Here is a 19,927-nt window from a genome sequence, read left to right on the forward strand (position 1 = left end):
TTGATGCCATTTTTCTTTATACTGTCACTGAGGCAGGTTGGACATTTGATTTCTAGAGTTATTTGCATTTCTCTATTTTATCAAAATTCAACCTGCTTTTTTTCAGCATACTTTTTGAAACACCACCTAATTGTTTATGGTAATTCCTCAGACTTGGTGAGTTTCTTTCATAAGATACTTTTAGGACTGTTGCTCGGCTTCATTTTATTACTTGCTACAGTTTTTTGGTCTGTTAATTCTGTTTATCAATACCTAATGCAATCTATTCGCGCAATTGTTGAATCCGCACAAACAATTAGCATTAAAAAGAATTACAACATGCGAGTATCAAACTCCGATATTCAAGAGTTGCAAGCACTTAGTACAGCATTTAATGGTTTATTAAGCGAAATAGAGCAATCACACCAAACCCTAATGTCTGAAAATGCAAGTTGCTACACTTATCTCGTCATGATGCACTCACAAAACTACCGAATCGCATCTATTTTTATGAAAAGCTTTTTGAACTTTTTGATCAAGATAAAGATGCAGCAGTTTTTTTCTTGGATATAAATGATTTTAAATCTGTAAATGATCAATTTGGTCATCTAGCTGGCGATGCTATATTACGTGCTTCTTCGCATTGCGTTAAACAAGCACTACCTAATGATGCATTTATTGCGCGACTAGGTGGGGATGAATTTGCGATTATTGTTAATGGACTGGATTCAGCGCAAGAACTAGAAATGTATTGCCGTAAAATTCATGACTGCTACACCTCGACTTTCGTGTTCGATCAACACCATATTTCTTTAAATGCAAGCATCGGTGTTGCTTTGGCACAAAAAGCTAAATCACCTGAAGATTTGATTGCAGATGCTGATCGCGCCATGTACAACGCGAAAAAAACCACCGATAATTGGTCGATTGCATCACAACAACACAGTGTATAGGAAAGGTTATGTATAAAAACGCATTTAAATTATTTTTCATTATTGCATTTACCGCTTCCTTAACTGCCTGCATGAGCTTGGGCAACTTAAGCTATAAACAAGCACGTATGCTAAAGAAAGAAGGTTTCGTTTTAACACAAGATGGTTGGTCTTTAGCTCTACCTGAAAAGTTATTATTTAATTTTGATGATTACCAAATTCAACCACATCAAAAAGCCAATCTAACCAAACTTGCAACCCAGTTAAATAAGTATGAACTTGATAAAATTAAATTTATTGGGCATACCGATAATGTAGGTCAAGCCAGTTACAACCAGCAACTCTCTGAAAAACGTGCGCAAAGCGTTGCTAACATTTTCTTAGAACATGGATATAAATCCAAAAATGTTCAAATTATTGGTCGCGGTGCAGATCAACCACTGCTTGCAAATGATAGTGAAGTAAATCGTGCCACTAACCGCCGTGTCAATGTCACTATTATTCCTTAAGTATCAGACATAAATATAAAAAGCCCTACTTAGGGCTTTTTTTTTGAGCTTAGATTTATTATTAAATTTTAGACATAAAAAAACCGCTTAACGCGGTATCTTTAATTGACCATTTTCATTAAGAAATTGGTCGGAGCAGTAGGATTCGAACCTACGACCCCCTGGTCCCAAACCAGGTGCACTACCAGGCTGTGCTATGCTCCGTTTTCAACTTTAAAAGTTGGGGTGAATGATGGGATTCGAACCCACGACAACCGGAATCACAATCCGGGGCTCTACCAACTGAGCTACATCCACCATTACATACTTGTGAGTGAATGACCAATATAAACCATTTTAAATTACAGACATAAAAAAACCGCTTAATGCGGTATCTTTTATCGACCGTTTTCATTAAGAAAATGGTCGGAGCAGTAGGATTCGAACCTACGACCCCCTGGTCCCAAACCAGGTGCACTACCAGGCTGTGCTATGCTCCGAATTGGGGTGAATGATGGGATTCGAACCCACGACAACCGGAATCACAATCCGGGGCTCTACCAACTGAGCTACATCCACCGTCACAACAAGTTTTCAAGTTCTAGTATCAGAACACCATAAATGGCGCGCCTGACAGGATTCGAACCTGTGACCATCCGCTTAGAAGGCGGATGCTCTATCCAACTGAGCTACAGGCGCATTACCGATGACATAGAATCACGCGATTTTTGCCTTGAGAAATTGGTCGGAGCAGTAGGATTCGAACCTACGACCCCCTGGTCCCAAACCAGGTGCACTACCAGGCTGTGCTATGCTCCGTTTCATCTCAGCTTTCGCTGTATCGCATATCTTGCGGTACGGTGTGCATTCTAGGCGTGACGTCGATTGACGTCAACACCTATATTCAAAAAAAGATAAAAAATCATTTCAAGCGATTATTTATCAAGCATTTTAATCATTTTTCAAACAAATTTCAGCGTTTTAAACTGGCACTGAAATTCAACATACGATCTAAAGGTAATTTCGCACGTTCAGCCAATGCTGGATCCACGAATATTTCTTGATCACCTTTTTGTAAAACTTCTAAAATTCCATCCAATTCATTCATCGCCATCCAAGGGCAATGCGCACATGAGCGACATGTTGCCCCCTCACCTGCTGTAGGAGCTTCAATTAGAATTTTATTCGGAACTGCCTGTTGCATTTTGTAGAAAATACCGCGATCTGTTGCAACAATTAATCGCTCGTGCGGTAAGGTTTGTGCGGCTTTGATTAATTGTGATGTACTGCCTACTGCGTCTGCAATATCAACCACAGATTCAGGTGACTCTGGATGCACTAATACAGCTGCATTTGGGTACAAAGCTTTCATATTCGCGATGCCTCGTGCACGAAATTCTTCATGCACAATGCAAGCCCCATCCCATAACAACATGTCAGCACCAGTTTTCTTTTGGATGTAGCGACCTAAATGCTGATCGGGTGCCCAAATAATTTTTTCACCGAGGCTATCTAAATGCTCAATGATTTCAACAGCACAGCTTGACGTCACCACCCAATCTGCACGTGCTTTCACGGCCGCAGAGGTATTGGCATACACCACCACGGTATGATCAGGATGTGCATCACAAAATTGTGTAAATTCATCCACCGGACAACCTAAATCGAGTGAACAAGTCGCCTCTAAAGTAGGCATCAGTATCGTCTTTTCCGGTGATAAAATTTTTGAAGTTTCCCCCATAAATTTAACACCGGCAACCACCAAAGTTGTTGCAGGATGGTCACGACCAAAACGTGCCATTTCAAGTGAATCAGAGACACAACCACCAGTTAATTCGGCCAACTCTTGTACTTCAGGATCACAATAATAGTGGGCAACAAGGACAGCATTACGCTTTTTGAGTTCTGCTTTGATTAATTCAAATTTTTCAAGTTTTGCGTCTTCAGTTAAACCATGTGCTTTGACCTCACCTAAACGATCTAGATGCGCCTGAACAATCGATTTTGCCTCATTTGCAATTAAGTTACTTGCATCATTCATAACAACGTCTTCTCTATCCTTAAAGCCTGCATATTTACAGGTGCTTTACAACTAACCGACATAGATGGCTTATGGCTATTTTTGACCGGTCATTAAAAAGTTCCAATTATAAAAAAGCCTCACAACGGAGGCTTTTCAAAAACATCAAATCACTTATGAACGGTAGTCTGCATTGATCTTCACATAGTCATATGACAGATCACAGGTATATACCGTATCTTTTTCATTGCCGCGCCCAAGATCAACACGAATCGTGATCTCTGATTTCGACATTTCTGCTGCACCCGCTTCTTCAGTATAGTCTGCAGCTGCACCACCATCTTTACAGATTTGCACATCACCTAACCAAACTTGAATTTTTTCAACATCAAGATTTGGCACACCTGCATAACCGATAGCTGCCAAAATACGTCCCCAGTTAGGATCAGATGCGAAAATTGCTGTTTTAACCAATGGCGAATGTGCAATGCTATATGCAATATCACAGCACTCTTGTGTATTTACACCACCTTCAACAGCAACAGTAATAAATTTGGTTGCACCCTCACCATCACGTACGATGAGCTGTGCGAGTCGTTTCATCACACGTGTTAAAACATCTAGTACAACAGCATAACGTGAATCTGATTCACTACTAATTTCAGCACCACCTGCTTGACCTGTCGCAACTAAGATACAAGAGTCGTTTGTTGATGTATCACCATCTACCGTAATACGGTTAAAAGACAGGTTTACTGTAGTTTTTAATAACTTTTGAACCAGCTCACGACTAATCGGCGCATCGGTTGCAACATAACTCAACATAGTCGCCATATTCGGACGAATCATGCCTGCGCCTTTAGAAATACCCGTCATGGTATACACTACACCATCAAGTTCAAACTGTTCAGACGCACCCTTCGGTGTCGTATCAGTAGTCATAATACCTGTTGCCGCATCTAACCATGCATCATCTTTCAAACTGTCTAATGCTGGCTGTAAACCTTGCACCAAACGTTCAATTGGTAACTGTTCACCGATTACACCTGTAGAAAATGGAAGCACATCGGTCTGCTTTACCCCTGCAAGTTCTGCAAGTTTAGCACAAGTCGCTTCAGCATTGATCATCCCCAGTTTGCCTGTACCAGCATTTGCATTACCGGTATTAATTACAAGATAACGAGGATTGCCAACTTGCAAATGAGCTTTAGATAAATGTACTGGCGCTGCACAGAATGCATTTTGCGTGAATACACCCGCAACATTAGAGCCTTCAGCAAATTCAAAAATGACAAGGTCACGTCGGTTCTGATAGCGTACATACGCTTCTGCCGAACCAATTTTCACACCTTTCACCACATGCATCTGTGGCATAGATACGTCACCAACTGCCATTTTCAACGTCCAATATTACGAGTTATAAAAAATACAGCTTAGTTCAAAATTGAGAAAAAATCGAGCATAAGCACTGTTTTGCTGCAATTTTATTAACATCAGCCATAGGCACAAAAAAACCAGTCAAAAGACTGGTTTTTTAATACTCGCTGTAATTAGTTACGGGCAAGTTGCGATTGAGATGCTTCATTTAACAGAGCTTGCTTCGCTTTTTGTTGACTTGCTGCAGACAATGCAGGGTTTTCAGCAACAATACGGTCAGCATTCGCTGCATTTGCAGCTGCAATTTTAGCTGTTTGCAAAACGATTGGACGATTTGGGTTTGCAAATGTATAGCGAATACCAGTACGTGGGCTTGCTATAGTCACTTGTCCATCAGTACCAACTTGTACTTGAGTTGATGTTGGCCCAATTGCCTGCTGAACTTTTTCTACAGAAGTGGTCTGAGGAGCGTTTGCAAATGCAAAAGTAGGCAGAGCCAAAGCAGCAATCATGAACGGTTTTAGTACTTTTTTCATTGTCTTTTCCGTTTTACGGTTATTGATACAGAAACTAAATAACATTTAATACGATGAACTGCAAATACTATTCAGGTCAGGGTAAAAAGTCTGTACAAAAAAACAGAGCCTCTTGGCTCTGTTTTTCTCTGTGTTTTAGATTTTACCGTGACACAATTTGTATTTCAGACCTGAACCACATGGACAAGGTGAATTACGGCTTTCAGGCGGAATAATCACTTGTTCTGCTGGGGTAAATTGTGCTTCAACAATGTCGTCACCGTTTGCTTCCGCCAATAAATTATCGAAATCATTATGTGATAACTGAAGATTCATCGATTCTGCTTGAGCCTGCTTTTGAGCTTCCATTTCTGCTAGCTCTTCAGCGGTTGGCACATGAATTCGAGATAAATCCGTCACGACGTCAGATTTGATAACCGCGAGCATATTTACGAATAAATTAAATGCTTCTTTTTTGTATTCTTGCTCAGGGTTTTTCTGTGCATAGCCGCGTAAATGAATCCCTTGACGTAAGTAATCCATGGCCGCCAAATGCTCTTTCCAATGACGATCCAGTGAATTCAACATGAAATGACGTTCAAGCATCGCTGCAGTTTCGTCACCCATTTGTGCACGACGTGAACGGTAGTGCTGAATCACTTCATCACTAATACGCTCAACCAAAGCTTCTTCATCTAAACGACGATCTTGTTCTAACCATTGTGAAATAGGCAATTCGATTGACATATCTTCACGTAGAGCTTTTTCAAGACCTTCGATATCCCACTGATCGTGAATTGATTCAGGTGGAATGTAGATTTCGATCATGCCTTTGGTTACATCATGAATCATCGACTCGATATAATCTTGTAAAGATGGCTCAACAAGAATTTCATCACGCTGAGAGTAAATAATCTTACGTTGCTCGTTGTTCACGTCATCGTATTTCAATAGATTTTTACGAATATCGAAGTTACGTGCTTCAACTTTACGTTGGGCATTTTCAATTGAGCGAGACACCATCTTATGTTCAATGGCTTCGTCTTCTTTCAAGCCCATGGCACGCATCATTGCAACTACACGGTCACCTGCGAAAATACGCATCAAATCATCTTCAAGTGACAAGTAGAAGCGTGAAACACCAGGGTCACCTTGACGACCCGCACGACCACGCAACTGGTTATCAATACGACGTGATTCGTGGCGCTCTGAACCAATAATGTGTAAACCACCAGATGCCAATACTGCATCATGGTTGTTTTCCCACTCTGCTTTTAAACGTGCTTCATCTGCTGCTGTTGGTTCTTCAATTTTGGCCAATAACGCTTTCCAGTTACCACCCAACAGAATATCTGTACCACGACCAGCCATGTTAGTCGCAATGGTCACTGCACGTGGTGAACCTGCTTGCGCAATAATATCGGCTTCACGTTCGTGTTGTTTTGCATTCAGTACTTCATGTTGAATGCCCGCTTCTTTCAATTTATCTGAAAGAATTTCAGAGGCTTCAATTGTTGCTGTACCAATCAAAATTGGTGCAACACCTGCTTCATGAACACGTAGAATTTCTTGAATAATGGCGTTGTATTTCCCTTCACGATTTAAATAAATTAAGTCGTTTTGGTCATTACGGATCATTGGACGATGGGTTGGAATAAGTACGACATCCAAACCATAAATTTCTTTCATTTCCGCAGCTTCAGTATCTGCAGTACCTGTCATACCCGATAGCTTTTTATATAAGCGGAAATAGTTCTGGAACGTAGTCGTTGCTAAAGTTTGGTTTTCAGGTTGAATTTCCAAACCTTCTTTCGCTTCAACTGCTTGGTGTAAGCCTTCAGACCAACGACGGCCCGGCATAGTACGACCAGTATTTTCATCGACAATGATCACTTCGCCATCATTGATGATGTAGTGCACGTTGCGTTGATATAAGTAATGCGCGCGGATTGCAGCAGAAACGTGGTGCACCAAGTTCAAATTCGCAGATGAATATAGACTTTCACCTTCAGCCAACAGACCCATTTGAATCAGTTCAGCTTCGACAGTTTCATAACCGACTTCGGTCATTTCTACAGAGCGTTGTTTTTCATCAATCCAGAAGTGACCGCCATCTGGCACTTTCTCTTCTTTTTGCGCATGCAATTTTGGTGGAATGCTATTAATTGCCGCATAGAGCTGAGATGAGTCTTCGCTTTGACCAGAAATGATCAACGGCGTACGTGCTTCATCAATTAAGATTGAATCGACTTCATCGATAATGGCATAGGTTAAGCTACGTTGCTTTTTCTCAGCCGCAGAAAAGACCATGTTGTCACGTAAATAATCGAATCCAAATTCGTTATTTGTACCGTAAGTGACGTCAGCACGATACGCTTGCGCTTTCTCAGTTGGATCTTGCATTGAGTAAATAATACCAATGCTTAAGCCTAAGAATTCGAACAATGGACGGTTTAACTCAGCATCACGTTGCGCCAAGTAATCGTTCACCGTAATGACGTGAACACCTTCGCCGCTAATTGCATTGAGATAACAAGCCAAGGTACCCATCAAGGTTTTACCTTCACCTGTACGCATTTCTGCAATTTTACCTTCGTGAAGTGTAATACCACCAATCAACTGAACGTCGTAATGGCGCATCCCCATGACACGTTTTGCAGCTTCACGACATACAGCAAAAGCTTCTGCTAATAATTTATCAAGGCTTTCACCTTTTTTATAACGTTCTTTGAATTCTTCGGTTTTTGCAGATAAGTCTGCATCGCTTAGAACAGATATCGTCGGCTCGAGCGCATTGATCTTCTCTACGATTTTACGCATGCGTTTGAGTTCGCGCTCATTTTTGGTACCGAAGATTCCTCCGATCAGACTTGCCAACATGAATTAACTCTCTAAATCTTGCTTGTCAAATGAATATGTTTTCTTAGTCGTTATTATGGTGCTAGAAATTCGAAGTACAAGGGTTTTGCACAAAAACCCTTTAAATATTCTGCGCTCGGGCTCTAGCCCCGAAGACTTAAGGCAAGCTAATGTAGCAAATTTTAAACATACAACATAGTGACTCAGACGAGTGAGCATTGATAAATTTCGATCATCAGCGTAGCTTGTTATGAAATAAATTCATAAAGAAATAAAAAAACACTATTTTTCATCATAAAAAAATTACTGCATATTGAATCTCAAGTTAAACAGATTCAATAAATACGGGGATTTCCATGACGATTCGTTTAGGTGACATTGCACCAGATTTCACACAAGACTCAAGCGAAGGCATAATTAATTTTTATGATTTTTTAGGAGATAGCTGGGGAATTTTATTTTCACATCCTGCCGATTACACCCCAGTGTGCACAACTGAACTTGGTTTTACGGCAAAACTTAAAGATGAGTTTAGCAAACGAGGTGTTAAAGCCATTGCATTGTCTGTTGATGATGTTGAGTCTCACAAAGGTTGGATTCAAGACATCAATACCACACAAAATACCACAGTTAATTTTCCAATCATTGCCGACCAAGACCGTAAAGTTTCTACGCTGTATGATTTTATCCACCCAAATGCCAGCGAAACACTAACAGTTCGTTCTTTGGTCATCATTGATCCAAACAAAAAAGTACGTTTAATTATTACCTACCCAGCGTCTACAGGTCGTAATTTCCACGAAATTTTACGCGTGGTTGATTCACTACAACTGACGGACAACCATAAAGTTGCTACACCTGCCAATTGGCAACATGGAGATGAAGTAGTGATTGTGCCTTCGCTAAAAGATGAAGAAGAAATTAAACAACGCTTCCCTAAAGGCTATAAAGCTGTAACACCGTACCTTCGCTTAACACCACAACCTGAAACAAAATAAGACATTGTTTTATTTTGTCATAAGACAAGCGCAGTACATTTTAACTCAAGTATTTACGCCCATATAACTCATATACTTACAAGTACAGGACTAATATGACGAGCCATGTCCTGATTTATTCAAGCCTGTCTGATGACGGGCTTTTTATTTTGCGCAAAAAATCAAATTACAAAATCAAGTTGGCGTTTATTTCACAGTCCGTTTATAAATACGCCTAAACATCTTAAGAATAATTATTGTGATCTATAATATTCATCATTTGCACTGTGGAAGTATGTGCCCTGTTTGTGGCCCACTGTTTGGTCAGTTTACATTTCGTGCAAACCTCGTTTGTCATTGCCTACTGATCGAAACACAACATGGTCTAGTATTAATAGATACAGGAATTGGCCTACAAGACTACCAAAATCCACAAGCCAGATTAGGCAAAATCGTTTCACATATCGGTGGGATTGAATATAACCAAGATCTTTCCGCAATTGCACAAATTCAAAAACTAGGTTTTAAACCTGAAGATGTACGACACATCATAGTTTCTCACTTAGACTTTGACCACGCCGGTGGTATTTCTGACTTTCCATATGCGACCGTACATGTACTGGCAAGTGAATATAATGCCACACAAAATTTAAAATCATTAAAAGCGAAGATCCGCTATCGAACCCAACAATTTCAACAACACCGTTATTGGAATTTTATCGAACCAAATGCTATGGATACTTGGTTTAATCTAACGCAGGCGCATGGCTTAAATCTATTCCAAGATGAAATTTTAATGATTCCACTTTCAGGTCATACCGCAGGCCACAGTGGTATTGCTATCAAGCAGCCTGATGGTTGGTTATTATTTTGCGGTGATGCCTATTATTCACATCAGCAACTTGATCCATCTTTTCATTCGGTCATTCTAAATCAACTTGAATGTACCTTTGCAACAGATAATCAATTAAGACGTTCTAACCTCAGTAAAATTCAGCAACTTGCACAAGCTCAACCAGATATTGAAATCATTTGTGCACATGATCCGATCGAATTGGCGCGTTATCAAAGGGTGAAAGGATGAATAAATTTGCCTGTATTTTACTGTCCAGTTGTACGCTCAGTGCTTGTATGACTTCCACGGCTCTACCAGAGCATGAACGTCCGCCCAACTGGGGAACGGTTCTATTGAAGGAGCATAATTTTTATCAAATTAGCCCAATGCTTTACCGAAGTGAACAGCCATCTAAAGAACTCGTACCGATACTAGAAGCACAAAACATTGATGTGATTATTAACTTACGTTCACGGCATATTGACCCAGAAATTGTACAAAGCCCAGCGGTGAATTATGTACACATTCCAATTCACACTTGGCAAATTAGTCGAGATGACTTACTGCAAGTGATGCAACATATACAGCAAGCAAAACAGAAAAATCAAAAAGTACTGATTCATTGCTATCACGGTTCAGACCGTACCGGTGTCAGCGTGGCGATGTACCGTATTATTTTTGAAGGTTGGACAATTGAAGCAGCCAAACAAGAAATGAAACATGGTGGTTATGGCTACCACCCCATTTGGAAAAACATCGATCTACTTTTAAATGCTGAAAATGTAAAATGGATTCAGCAACAACTGCTGAATCCATTTTAAATAAACCTAATTAAACGCCTATCTTAACGTCTATCGAGCGGCACCCAATCAATCACCCATGCAGATTTCATATTCAAACTTGCATCGCTATTGATTTTTTTACGTGTTGCATCAGCTGCATCACGGTTTTTAGATGGCCCAACCATAATTCGAATCCCTTTTGATGTTGGACTCTTGGTGACTTTATAACCTTTGGCACGTAGTTTAGCAGCCACAGCATCAGCATTGGCTTCATTTGCCGCAAGTGCCACTTGAACCATCCACTGCTTATCGCCATTTTCCAATAAATCACGGGCTTTTTCAGCTTCCGCTTTTTTCTTGGCTTCGGCTTTACGCTTTTCTTCAGCCTTTTCTTTTTCTTCAGCTTTACGTTTTTCTTCAGCTTTTTGCTTTTCAGCTGCGGCCTTTTTCTCAGCAGCTTTCTTCTCAGCTTCTGCATTTGCTTTACGTTCAGCTTCTTTTTTTGCTTCAGCTTGACGTTTTTCTTCAGCTTTTTGCTTTTCCGCCGCTAAACGAGCTTGTTCAGACTTTTGCTGTGCTGACTGAGTCTCGGACTTTTTTTGAGCCGCCAATTTTTCCTCAGCGATTCGCTTTTGTTTGGCTTTTTCATTTTCAATCAGTTCAGGCGGAATATTGTCTGAGCTTTGCTGCGCAGAACGGTGCGCATTTAAAGCCGCATATTCTTCTGCTGCTTTACGCGCAGCATCTGCTTCGGCTTGTTGCTGCATCGCTAAAAATTCAGCTGCACGTGCTTCTTGTTCTGCAACCGACTTTTCACGTGTACGACGTTGTTCTTCAAGCAAACGCTTTTCAGTTTCAACATCCACAGTCAAAGACGACATTTTTGAGCCTTGGCCCTGTTGTTGCACTTGAGCCATTTCAGGAGCTTGGTTCTGATTATGATGTATTTCTTCTTTGCCTTTCAGCAATAGCGCACCCAACAGCACACCACCACCTAATAAAACAACGCCACCCATCCAACGCTGTTTGTTATTCATTGACATTCTTCCAGATACTCCCATACCGCTTCTAAGGTATGAAATGAACCACATACCAGAATCAGCTGATTATTTTTTGATTCTTCAAGCGCTGACTTAAAAGCTAATTTTACACTGTCGTAATGTTGCACGACCTGATTCTGTAACGCGTCATCTAATTGTGTGATCTCAGCCGCACGCGGAACAGTTAATTGTGCAATTTTCCACATTCTTACGGTATCTTTCAATAAGTTAACGACAGAATTTATATCTTTATCAGTCAGCATTGAAAAAACGCTAATCACTTCTGAATACTGTTTATTGTAATGAAGGAAATTTCGCAATTGCTTTAACAAAAATTCAACACCGTGCGGATTGTGTCCAGCATCAAAAATCACCGTTTTTCCTGCAATTTCTCGTACTTCAAAACGACCTTGTAATTTGGCATTGATAATGCCTTGAGCAATAGCTTGTTGAGTCACTTCCAAGCCACTGAGCAAAATAGCGGCCACGGCAGTAGAAATATTTTCCAATGCCAAAGAACCAACCGGTAGTTTTAAGGTCGAACCAGAAGATGCAAACATCCAAGACTGACCGTCATTTGCGTATTGATAGAAATAATCACGATTGAGCACATGCAAATGCGCATGGCAATCTTCTGCTTTTTTACGGATAGCTTCAGGCAGTACTTGATCACCGCCAAATACCACAGGAATATCAGGACGAATAATACCGGCTTTTTCAAAAGCAATTTTTTCAATGGTGTCGCCAAGCCAATCGGTATGATCGAGACCAATATTGGTAATCACGGCAACATTTGGATCAACCACATTGACGACATCAAGCCGACCGCCCAGGCCAACTTCGAGTACCCAAACATCACAAGCACGTTGTTTAAAAATAACAAAAGCGGCCAAAGTGGTCGCTTCAAAGAAAGATAAACTTAAATCACATTCACGACGGGCCTGATCAACTACAACAAATGCATCAATCAGGGTTTGATCGTCCACTTCCATACCTTGAAGCTTTACACGTTCATTAAAACGGTAGATATGCGGTGATTGATATAAACCCACATTATAACCTTGCGCATTTAAAATGGCAGCCAATGTCGTTGTGGTTGAGCCTTTCCCATTGGTTCCAGCAACCGTCAAAACTTTGGCATCAGGCTGAGTTACGCCCAATCGTTCTGCAACAGGAATTACCCGCTCCAGTCCTAAATCAATACCCGTAACATGAACATGGCTCCAATAATCGAGCCATGTGTTTAAAGAATCAGTTGCAAGTGGTGCTGTGTTCAAGGCAAATTCATCAATTTCGCTACAATACGATAAACTGTATCACGTAATGCATGACGGTGGACAATTTGATCGACTACACCATGATCAAGCAAGTATTCTGCACGTTGGAACGGTTCTTCCAATTTTTCACGCACAGTTTGCTCAATAACGCGTTTACCTGCGAAACCAATCATTGCTTTTGGTTCAGCCAAATGCACATCACCTAACATTGCAAGAGATGCCGTTACACCGCCGTAAACTGGATGCGTTAATACCACTACATACGGAAGACCTGCATCTTTCATTTTTTGAATTGCAGCTGAAGTACGTGCCATTTGCATTAAAGACAACATGCCCTCTTGCATACGCGCACCGCCTGAAGCAGCAAAACAGATTAATGGTTGTTGTGATTTAATCGCAAGTTCAGCAGCCTGAACAAAACGGTCACCGACAACAGTACCCATTGAACCGCCCATGAAATCAAATTCAAATGCGGTTGCAATCATTGGAATGCCTTTAACCAAACCTTGCATCACCACAAGTGCTTCTGTTTCACCTGTTTTCTTTTGCGCTTCAGCCATACGATCTGGATAAGCTTTGCTATCAACAAATTTCAGCGGATCTTTGGCTTTAAATTCTTGACCCAATTCTGTTTGTACTTGGTCAAAGAACCAATTCAAACGATCGCGGGCTTTCATACGCAAATGTTCATCACATTGAGGACAAACATAAGCATTAAATGACATCGCAGTACGAGTCACCAAAGCATGACACTCAGGGCATTCAATTGTTGGCTCAGTAAATGTCGCCTTTAGTGCTTGTTGTTCATCCGGTACATGAATCCCGGGTACAACACGCTCAGTCCATGGCGTAGATGCGCTTAGAATTTTGCCTGTTTTTGCGTCTTGACTCATACTAACTCATCGAGCGCAGCTCGAAGCTCCTTCACTTTATTCACTGTTTCAATTACAGCTTGTTCTGGTGCTAAGTTTGCAAATTGTTTAACGAAGGCACTACCTACAATGACTGCATCAGCAGCTACACCCATTGCTTTCGCAGATGCAGCATCACTAATACCAAAACCAACACCGACAGGAACATCGGTATATGATTTAATTTTTTGAATACGTGCGGCAGCTTCGGCAACATCAAGTGTTGCAGCGCCTGTCACACCTTTCAAAGATACATAGTAGATAAAACCACTCGCCTGTTTCACAACATGCTGAATACGCTCATCCGTAGATGTCGGCGCAAGCAGGAAGATTTGATTCATATCGTATTTTTTCAATACAACATCAAGATCAGTAGCTTCTTCAGGTGGTAAGTCCACAAGTAACACGCCGTCTACACCACACTCATGTGCATAAGCTACGAATTTTTCATAGCCAATCACTTCGACAGGGTTTAAATATCCCATGAGTACTACGGGTGTTTCAGTATCGTTTTTACGGAACTCTTTCACCATGTTTAAAGCATCTAAAGTATTTGTGCCAGCTGCTAAAGCGCGTTCTGCAGCAAGTGCAATGACTGGGCCATCTGCCATCGGATCAGAAAATGGGAGACCAAGCTCAATCACATCAACACCAGCCTCAACCATTTGATGTAACAATGGAACAGTTACCTGTGGATGAGGGTCACCAGCCATAACATAAGAAACCAAGGCCTTACGCTGTTGAGATTTAAGCGTTCCAAATCGAGTGGCTAAACGTGACATAGGGTTATACTTTCCTTGAATGAATCAAAACTATGATGTGGGTTTTGTAGAAATACAAGACATCGCATTGTAACGCTATTTTTTACCCATTGAACAGGGCATACAATCTTCAGTCGGTATTTCTCATGCAAACATAATTTTCCAGAACAACCCGAAAGCATCATTTACCGATATTTCTGTTTTTTTCACAATGATCAAAGATGCCTAATTTCGGGATTTGATAAAATCCTAAGCATTTAGATTAACTTAATTTTATCTACAAAAAAATGTTATAAATAACAGGCTTAGCTTTTACATTTAAATTTTTCTTAAATAGCAAAACCTGCATTATACTAGCGCCATTCTTTTATTTTTTTATCTCCTATGTCCTCCGATTCACAAGCGAAAGTGCCAGCTCGTGCATTTGCGCTGCTCCCGCTTATTGTTTTTCTCGCCATTTTTTTAGGCAGTGGCATTTATCATTCCATGATTGGAACTGAGTTTGCCTTTTATCAAGTCAAGGCTCCAGTTGCCGCTTTACCTGCGATTGTATTGGCCGTTTTGCTCTATCGTGGCAAACTCAATGACGCCATTGACACCTTTTTGAAAGGTGCTAGCCATCCAAATCTCATACTAATGTTTATGGTATTTATGCTGGCAGGTGCTTTTGCCAGTGTCAGTAGCGCCATTGGTAGTGTGGATGCCACTGTACAATTAGGACTATCAATTATTCCACCCGAATTTGTACTGCCAATGCTGTTTCTCATTGCTGCGTTTATTGCAACAGCGATGGGTACCTCAATGGGAACCATTGCAGCTTGTGCTCCGATCGCTTTCGGTTTTAGCCAAGTAACAGAAATTGAAACCGTCTATGCCATTGGTGCTGTGGTTGGTGGTGCCATGTTTGGTGATAATCTCTCAATGATTTCAGATACCACCATTGCGGCAACCAGTAGTCAAAAAGTTCAGTTAAGAGATAAGTTCAAAGTCAATGTCTGGATCGCAGTGCCTGCCTCAATTGTGAGCTTAATTATTTACCTCATGATTAGTCAGGGCTCGCAAGCAGTGGAGTATAAAACTTTCGATGTTTGGCTTATCTTGCCGTATGTCGCCGTGTTTATTTTGGCATTTTCAAGATTACACGTTTTAGCCGTACTTGCACTGGGCGTGGTGATGTCAGGCTTGATTGGCTTAATTCAACAACCTGACTTTAATTTACTGGGTCTTAATAATTCAATTTATGATGGCTTCACCAGTATGTTTGAAGTTGCCCTGCTTTCGATGTTCCTGGGCGGCATTTCGGCCATTATGCAAAAAGAAGGTGGCTTGGAATGGTTAATTCAACGAATTTACAGCTTGACCCGATTATTTAAGGTGGGACAGCAACGCGCTGGCGAAATTGGCGTAAGTTTCTTGGTTATTTTCTCTAACTTGTTTGTTGCCAATAATACCGTTGCGATTATTTTATCGGGGGATATGGCGCGAGAAGTGGCTAAAGAATATGGTGTAGATCCTAAACGTGCAGCTGCCTTATTAGATATTTTTTCTTGTGTGGTGCAAGGGCTGATTCCCTATGGCGCGCAGTTATTATTGGCCTGTTCAATTGCCAAATTATCACCTGTCGAACTGATTGGTAGTGTGTATTACTGTTGGGTCTTGGCGCTATTTGCCATCTTAGCAATTATATTCCGCTTCCCTCGCTTTAAAACAGCAGCATAAATTATGGTCATTCTAAGCGGTCAATTGACCGCTTTTTTTTATGGCTCAGTGTTAAGACTGTAATTGTTTCTTGCGCGCCAAGAGTGTCTGTCCACTATGCGACTTATATGCTCTGGCTAAAGCAGACTGATCTGAATACCCCAGTTGCGCAGCGATGTCGGTGAAGCTCATTTTTTGAAGCAGCAACTGTTCACAGCGCTTCATCCGTTCAGTTTCTAATAATTGTTTGAATGAGGTGCGTTGATCCTGCAATTGCCGTTGTAAGGTTCGCACTGACATATGCAATTCATAGGCTAACCATTCTATTTTCGGCGCTTGTTGTTGATGTCTTAAATACTCAGCAATGCTCTGCTGCATATATTGTAGTGGTTGAAAATGTTGTGGTCGTGCTGCAATCGCATCTTCAGCTTGTCGTAGCAACAATTGCATCAATGAAGGATCAGCCAACTCAGACTTCAAATCTAAACTGTCCGCATGTAACACAAAAGAATAATAAGCCGTTGAAAATTCAATTTGGCAGCTATAAAACTTTTCATAATGATAACGTGCCATTTGCGCGGCATGTGCAAACTGTATAACCAATAATTTTAAAGAAGCTGGAAATATTTGTTTGGCCAAATGCGCCATACATGCCGTGGTCAATTCATTCAACATTGAAAATTCAGGGTTATGCAATGGCCACGCTAAAATGATTTGTTTGCCCTGATGCGTCATGTGCATCGGCACAATTTCATCACCATCAATCACAAGTCGGCTAAAACGTACTACATTTTGCAAAGCCTCCGCGACACTTTCACTACGAGTCGCCATATAACCCAATACGCCAAAGTGCTCTGCACGAATATACTTCGCCATTTCAAATACTAACTGCGGGCAGTCCAAATGCTGCTGGGTCAGTTGCATAATGGTTTTAAAAAAAGAATAAGGGGATTGTGAATCGATGGGTAGCGAAAGCACATGCTGCAATTGCGCCACAAAAGGCGCTAAAAACTCAAGTTGAGTAAAGTCTTGCTCACGTTCATGCAAGTACATATTCCATAACTGGAAATAACCATTTGGGATATGAATTTCAGCCATCACCAACCCTCAAAGTCATCATTCTATTTTGACATTTAATATTTTCACTTTGGCGTAAAATGTATAAAAAATGGCAATATCTGTCAAAACAAAGTGACATTTCTCCGACATACTGCATTTAATACGAATCGCACAGAAAATAAATTATGAATGCAATCGTCCAATATCAAGTCGAACCTGTGGTTCGCACTAAACTCGATTTTAAGTTAAATGAAGCACCACGTTTTTGGTTTGGCGGTGATCCATTTCGTACTCGTATGTTTGATGCGCTGAGCCTCACCTTCCCAGATGGCGAGCGTTATTTTATTCAATGTGTACGTATGTTCCGCGACAAAATTCAAGATCCTGACTTACAACAACGTGTTGCAGATTTTATTAAGCAAGAAGCGCAACATGGTATGGCTCACGACAAAATGAACCAAGTCATGCGTGATCAAGGGATGCCCGTGGATGCTTTCATTCAGCGTTTAAACAAAATTTTTAAGTTTGAGCTAACGAAACGTTCACCACAGTACAACATTGCCATGACGGCAGCCGCAGAACATTTAACAGCCTTAATGGCAGAAACTTTCTTTAGCAAAAAAGAAACTCTACAAGACGCACATCCTTATGTCCGTGCTTTATTTGCATGGCATGCCATTGAAGAAATGGAACACCGTGATGTAGCCTTTGATGTGATGAAACACGTTGGTGATGTACCTGAGTTGACGCGTAAATTTGCACTCGCATTTACCACAGTAATGATGTTCGGTTTTACCACCTATCGTGCCGACGTCATGTTGAAATACGATGGTTTTAACCGTCGAGAACGTTTGCAAATGATGGCAAAAGGTTTGCCGTGGTTCTTTGGCAAAAAAGGCATGCTATCACGCATGCGTGGGCAATACTCAGATTGGTTTAATCCAAACTTCCATCCAAGTCAGCATCCTGTAATCGCGCAGTATGATGTTTGGGTCAAAACACTTGAAGAAACCGGCGATCCCATTGCTGCGGGTGAAGCATTTTGGCAGGCAGGAAGATAAATTCCGTTCACCCATCCATAAATAAGACCGTATCGAATACGGTCTTTTTTCTTTTAAGTGCTAACAATTTTAATGAAATCAATCACCACTTGGCATAATGCTGTTCGAGTAAACCATATTCATTCAAAAATACAATTTCCTCGCCATCTTTTAAAATGGTTCCGCTGACTTTGGCTTGCCACTGACTAAACTGACTACCGACTAAGCGAAGATTTAGATTTTCATAACGCCGCCAGCCCGTACTAACCATCAAATTTAAAGTGTTATCTAAAGAGCTAATGCTCCACAGGTTATCGCCTTGTTGCTGAAACAATACATCTGCCAGTGGATATAAACTACCGTTGACCCAAAGGCAATTTTCATTACCAAAGCTTTCATTCACCCCTGAAGCTAAGTTAATACCAATGCGACGGTTTTGACTGTCCCAAAAGTTACACGACAACCAGAACCAAGCTGTTTCTGGACGTAAAAAACCGCAGGTATCATCCAGCGATACAAACGTTCGCTCATGAAATTGAATGGTTTTGCCTTGCTTATTAATAAAAAAGCCTTCGCAACCTAAAGTTGTGAGCTTTTGGGTATATGTCCAACCATTGATGCCTGTTGGACTACACATACTTAGTGGGTCAGTCCCCGCACAAAAAACTCGCGCACTGAGTTTCAACTCACCATGTTTAGACATTTGGATATAGCGCACACCATTAGCATGTTGTATATCTAACTGCACACCCGATTTAATAAAATGGCTTTGGTTGAATAATGGTTGCTCATCTAAAACGGTATTTCTAGATAAAAAATTAATGGAATTCCATTCAAGTACGTCATTGGTTAAATGATCATATACATAGACAAAACCGTGCCCTGCCCATGCAATATCTGCAATTGCCAGGCCAATGGTATAATGTTCATGTTGAATACAACAAAATTTAAATTTTTTATATTTTAAACGCTTACGCCAACCATTCAGTGTCTTCCCATACGGTGTCTTATATTCATATTTACTTAAATCAATATGATTAGGGAGTTGACTGAAACGCCCATAATTGGGCTGTCCATTCGGCCGTATTAAATCCATATACGCCATTCCATTAAGGTTTAAATCGCTAAATCCTGATGATTATTATGCCTATTATTCAGTGCCTGAAAAGTCAATCCGTCTGTTTTCAGGCAAAAATCACAAAAAAATATAAATGCTGACTTTTTAGCTATTAATCACAACAAATGTTCATTTATAGGACTTACGCACTATTATTTATAGATTCTCTGTGGTAGCAGATGATTTTTATCGAGAATAAAGTCATCAATGAAGTTTTTGATAACTGGTCTAAATAATTTCTTCTGCCAACGATATACATT

The 19,927-nt window shown here is 40.7% G+C and carries 17 protein-coding genes, 6 tRNA genes and 1 pseudogene; 7 read left to right on the plus strand and 17 right to left on the minus strand.

The window, feature by feature from the left end; translation table 11 throughout:
• Positions 1-431: 431 nt before the first annotated feature.
• Entirely contained in the window at positions 432-932 is a 501-nt protein-coding gene (locus FTT84_RS18105) for a GGDEF domain-containing protein (protein WP_257222896.1), read from the plus strand.
• 8 nt (positions 933-940) lie between these two features.
• Positions 941-1,420, plus strand: coding sequence for an OmpA family protein (locus FTT84_RS13810; RefSeq protein ID WP_180081512.1), 480 nt, complete (start codon positions 941-943; stop codon positions 1,418-1,420).
• 127 nt (positions 1,421-1,547) lie between these two features.
• Here FTT84_RS13810 and FTT84_RS13815 read toward each other — a convergent pair.
• The 10 genes from FTT84_RS13815 to secA form a co-directional block, all read right to left on the minus strand.
• Positions 1,548-1,624, minus strand: a tRNA-Pro gene (locus tag FTT84_RS13815).
• 17 nt (positions 1,625-1,641) lie between these two features.
• Positions 1,642-1,717 (minus strand) — tRNA-His (locus tag FTT84_RS13820).
• 105 nt (positions 1,718-1,822) lie between these two features.
• Positions 1,823-1,899: transfer RNA gene (locus tag FTT84_RS13825), tRNA-Pro, on the minus strand.
• Between the two features lie 3 nt (positions 1,900-1,902).
• Positions 1,903-1,978 (minus strand) — tRNA-His (locus FTT84_RS13830).
• Positions 1,979-2,021: 43 nt separating this feature from the next.
• Positions 2,022-2,098, minus strand: a tRNA-Arg gene (locus FTT84_RS13835).
• A gap of 43 nt (positions 2,099-2,141) precedes the next feature.
• Positions 2,142-2,218, minus strand: a tRNA-Pro gene (locus tag FTT84_RS13840).
• A 154-nt stretch (positions 2,219-2,372) separates the two neighbouring features.
• On the minus strand, positions 2,373-3,440 hold the full coding sequence (nadA, locus tag FTT84_RS13845; RefSeq protein WP_180058587.1) for a quinolinate synthase NadA: 1,068 nt from the start codon (positions 3,438-3,440) through the stop codon (positions 2,373-2,375).
• 153 nt (positions 3,441-3,593) lie between these two features.
• Entirely contained in the window at positions 3,594-4,814 is a 1,221-nt protein-coding gene (gene argJ / locus FTT84_RS13850; RefSeq protein WP_180058588.1) for a bifunctional glutamate N-acetyltransferase/amino-acid acetyltransferase ArgJ, read from the minus strand.
• A 155-nt stretch (positions 4,815-4,969) separates the two neighbouring features.
• Positions 4,970-5,332: a hypothetical protein gene (locus FTT84_RS13855; protein WP_180058589.1), complete on the minus strand. Its 363-nt coding sequence runs from the start codon at positions 5,330-5,332 to the stop codon at positions 4,970-4,972.
• A 135-nt stretch (positions 5,333-5,467) separates the two neighbouring features.
• Positions 5,468-8,191, minus strand: coding sequence for a preprotein translocase subunit SecA (gene secA, locus FTT84_RS13860; protein WP_180081510.1), 2,724 nt, complete (start codon positions 8,189-8,191; stop codon positions 5,468-5,470).
• A gap of 335 nt (positions 8,192-8,526) precedes the next feature.
• On the opposite strand from secA, the gene FTT84_RS13865 reads away from it, so the two are divergent.
• The 3 genes from FTT84_RS13865 to FTT84_RS13875 all read left to right on the plus strand — a co-directional run bounded on the left by FTT84_RS13865 (position 8,527) and on the right by FTT84_RS13875 (position 10,803).
• Entirely contained in the window at positions 8,527-9,168 is a 642-nt protein-coding gene (locus FTT84_RS13865) for a peroxiredoxin (RefSeq protein WP_180058591.1), read from the plus strand.
• A 238-nt stretch (positions 9,169-9,406) separates the two neighbouring features.
• Entirely contained in the window at positions 9,407-10,231 is an 825-nt protein-coding gene (locus tag FTT84_RS13870; protein ID WP_180058592.1) for an MBL fold metallo-hydrolase, read from the plus strand.
• Positions 10,228-10,803, plus strand: coding sequence for a dual specificity protein phosphatase family protein (locus tag FTT84_RS13875; RefSeq protein WP_180081508.1), 576 nt, complete (start codon positions 10,228-10,230; stop codon positions 10,801-10,803). Before FTT84_RS13870 ends, FTT84_RS13875 begins: the two co-directional genes overlap by 4 nt.
• Before the next feature lie 23 nt (positions 10,804-10,826).
• Here the strand turns inward: FTT84_RS13875 and FTT84_RS13880 are convergent, their stop codons facing one another.
• The 4 genes from FTT84_RS13880 to trpA are packed head-to-tail and all read right to left on the minus strand — an operon-like array spanning position 10,827 to position 14,774.
• Positions 10,827-11,807 (minus strand): SPOR domain-containing protein, encoded by a 981-nt coding sequence (locus FTT84_RS13880; RefSeq protein ID WP_373685032.1) that lies wholly within the window; start codon positions 11,805-11,807, stop codon positions 10,827-10,829.
• A complete protein-coding gene (gene folC / locus FTT84_RS13885) occupies positions 11,798-13,081 on the minus strand; it encodes a bifunctional tetrahydrofolate synthase/dihydrofolate synthase (RefSeq protein WP_180058595.1) in 1,284 nt (427 codons plus the stop codon). The genes FTT84_RS13880 and folC overlap by 10 nt, the downstream gene beginning before the upstream one ends.
• Positions 13,078-13,974 carry an acetyl-CoA carboxylase, carboxyltransferase subunit beta gene (gene accD, locus FTT84_RS13890; RefSeq protein WP_067767671.1) on the minus strand — a complete coding sequence of 299 codons (897 nt, stop codon included), beginning with the start codon at positions 13,972-13,974 and terminating at the stop codon, positions 13,078-13,080. Before accD ends, folC begins: the two co-directional genes overlap by 4 nt.
• Positions 13,971-14,774, minus strand: coding sequence for a tryptophan synthase subunit alpha (trpA, locus tag FTT84_RS13895; protein ID WP_067767674.1), 804 nt, complete (start codon positions 14,772-14,774; stop codon positions 13,971-13,973). The genes accD and trpA overlap by 4 nt, the downstream gene beginning before the upstream one ends.
• A 363-nt stretch (positions 14,775-15,137) precedes the next feature.
• On the opposite strand from trpA, the gene FTT84_RS13900 reads away from it, so the two are divergent.
• A complete protein-coding gene (locus FTT84_RS13900; RefSeq protein ID WP_067767677.1) occupies positions 15,138-16,472 on the plus strand; it encodes a Na+/H+ antiporter NhaC family protein in 1,335 nt (444 codons plus the stop codon).
• A gap of 51 nt (positions 16,473-16,523) precedes the next feature.
• Here the strand turns inward: FTT84_RS13900 and FTT84_RS13905 are convergent, their stop codons facing one another.
• Positions 16,524-17,549, minus strand: a complete 1,026-nt coding sequence (locus FTT84_RS13905; RefSeq protein WP_180081506.1) for an AraC family transcriptional regulator — start codon at positions 17,547-17,549, stop codon at positions 16,524-16,526.
• A 146-nt stretch (positions 17,550-17,695) separates the two neighbouring features.
• Here FTT84_RS13905 and FTT84_RS13910 point away from each other — a divergent pair, with 146 nt between their 5' ends.
• Positions 17,696-18,571, plus strand: a complete 876-nt coding sequence (locus tag FTT84_RS13910; protein ID WP_067767684.1) for a metal-dependent hydrolase — start codon at positions 17,696-17,698, stop codon at positions 18,569-18,571.
• An 82-nt stretch (positions 18,572-18,653) separates the two neighbouring features.
• Here FTT84_RS13910 and FTT84_RS13915 read toward each other — a convergent pair whose 3' ends face one another.
• Entirely contained in the window at positions 18,654-19,646 is a 993-nt protein-coding gene (locus tag FTT84_RS13915; protein ID WP_067767686.1) for a DUF2804 domain-containing protein, read from the minus strand.
• Between the two features lie 173 nt (positions 19,647-19,819).
• Positions 19,820-19,927, minus strand: a pseudogene (locus FTT84_RS13920) (IS701 family transposase); the annotation flags it as partial.

This window comes from Acinetobacter sp. YH01019, assembly GCF_013420285.1.
Lineage (GTDB): Bacteria > Pseudomonadota > Gammaproteobacteria > Pseudomonadales > Moraxellaceae > Acinetobacter > Acinetobacter gandensis.

Excerpts from the sequence above, each read along its gene's own strand:
- FTT84_RS13810 (WP_180081512.1), top strand. The coding sequence starts at position 941 with ATGTATAAAAACGCATTTAAATTATTTTTCATTATTGCATTTACCGCT.
- nadA (WP_180058587.1), bottom strand. The coding sequence starts at position 3,440 with ATGAATGATGCAAGTAACTTAATTGCAAATGAGGCAAAATCGATTGTT.
- argJ (WP_180058588.1), bottom strand. The coding sequence starts at position 4,814 with ATGGCAGTTGGTGACGTATCTATGCCACAGATGCATGTGGTGAAAGGT.
- FTT84_RS13855 (WP_180058589.1), bottom strand. The coding sequence starts at position 5,332 with ATGAAAAAAGTACTAAAACCGTTCATGATTGCTGCTTTGGCTCTGCCT.
- secA (WP_180081510.1), bottom strand. The coding sequence starts at position 8,191 with ATGTTGGCAAGTCTGATCGGAGGAATCTTCGGTACCAAAAATGAGCGC.
- FTT84_RS13865 (WP_180058591.1), top strand. The coding sequence starts at position 8,527 with ATGACGATTCGTTTAGGTGACATTGCACCAGATTTCACACAAGACTCA.
- FTT84_RS13875 (WP_180081508.1), top strand. The coding sequence starts at position 10,228 with ATGAATAAATTTGCCTGTATTTTACTGTCCAGTTGTACGCTCAGTGCT.
- FTT84_RS13880 (WP_373685032.1), bottom strand. The coding sequence starts at position 11,807 with ATGTCAATGAATAACAAACAGCGTTGGATGGGTGGCGTTGTTTTATTA.
- accD (WP_067767671.1), bottom strand. The coding sequence starts at position 13,974 with ATGAGTCAAGACGCAAAAACAGGCAAAATTCTAAGCGCATCTACGCCA.
- trpA (WP_067767674.1), bottom strand. The coding sequence starts at position 14,774 with ATGTCACGTTTAGCCACTCGATTTGGAACGCTTAAATCTCAACAGCGT.
- FTT84_RS13900 (WP_067767677.1), top strand. The coding sequence starts at position 15,138 with ATGTCCTCCGATTCACAAGCGAAAGTGCCAGCTCGTGCATTTGCGCTG.
- FTT84_RS13905 (WP_180081506.1), bottom strand. The coding sequence starts at position 17,549 with ATGGCTGAAATTCATATCCCAAATGGTTATTTCCAGTTATGGAATATG.
- FTT84_RS13910 (WP_067767684.1), top strand. The coding sequence starts at position 17,696 with ATGAATGCAATCGTCCAATATCAAGTCGAACCTGTGGTTCGCACTAAA.
- FTT84_RS13915 (WP_067767686.1), bottom strand. The coding sequence starts at position 19,646 with ATGGATTTAATACGGCCGAATGGACAGCCCAATTATGGGCGTTTCAGT.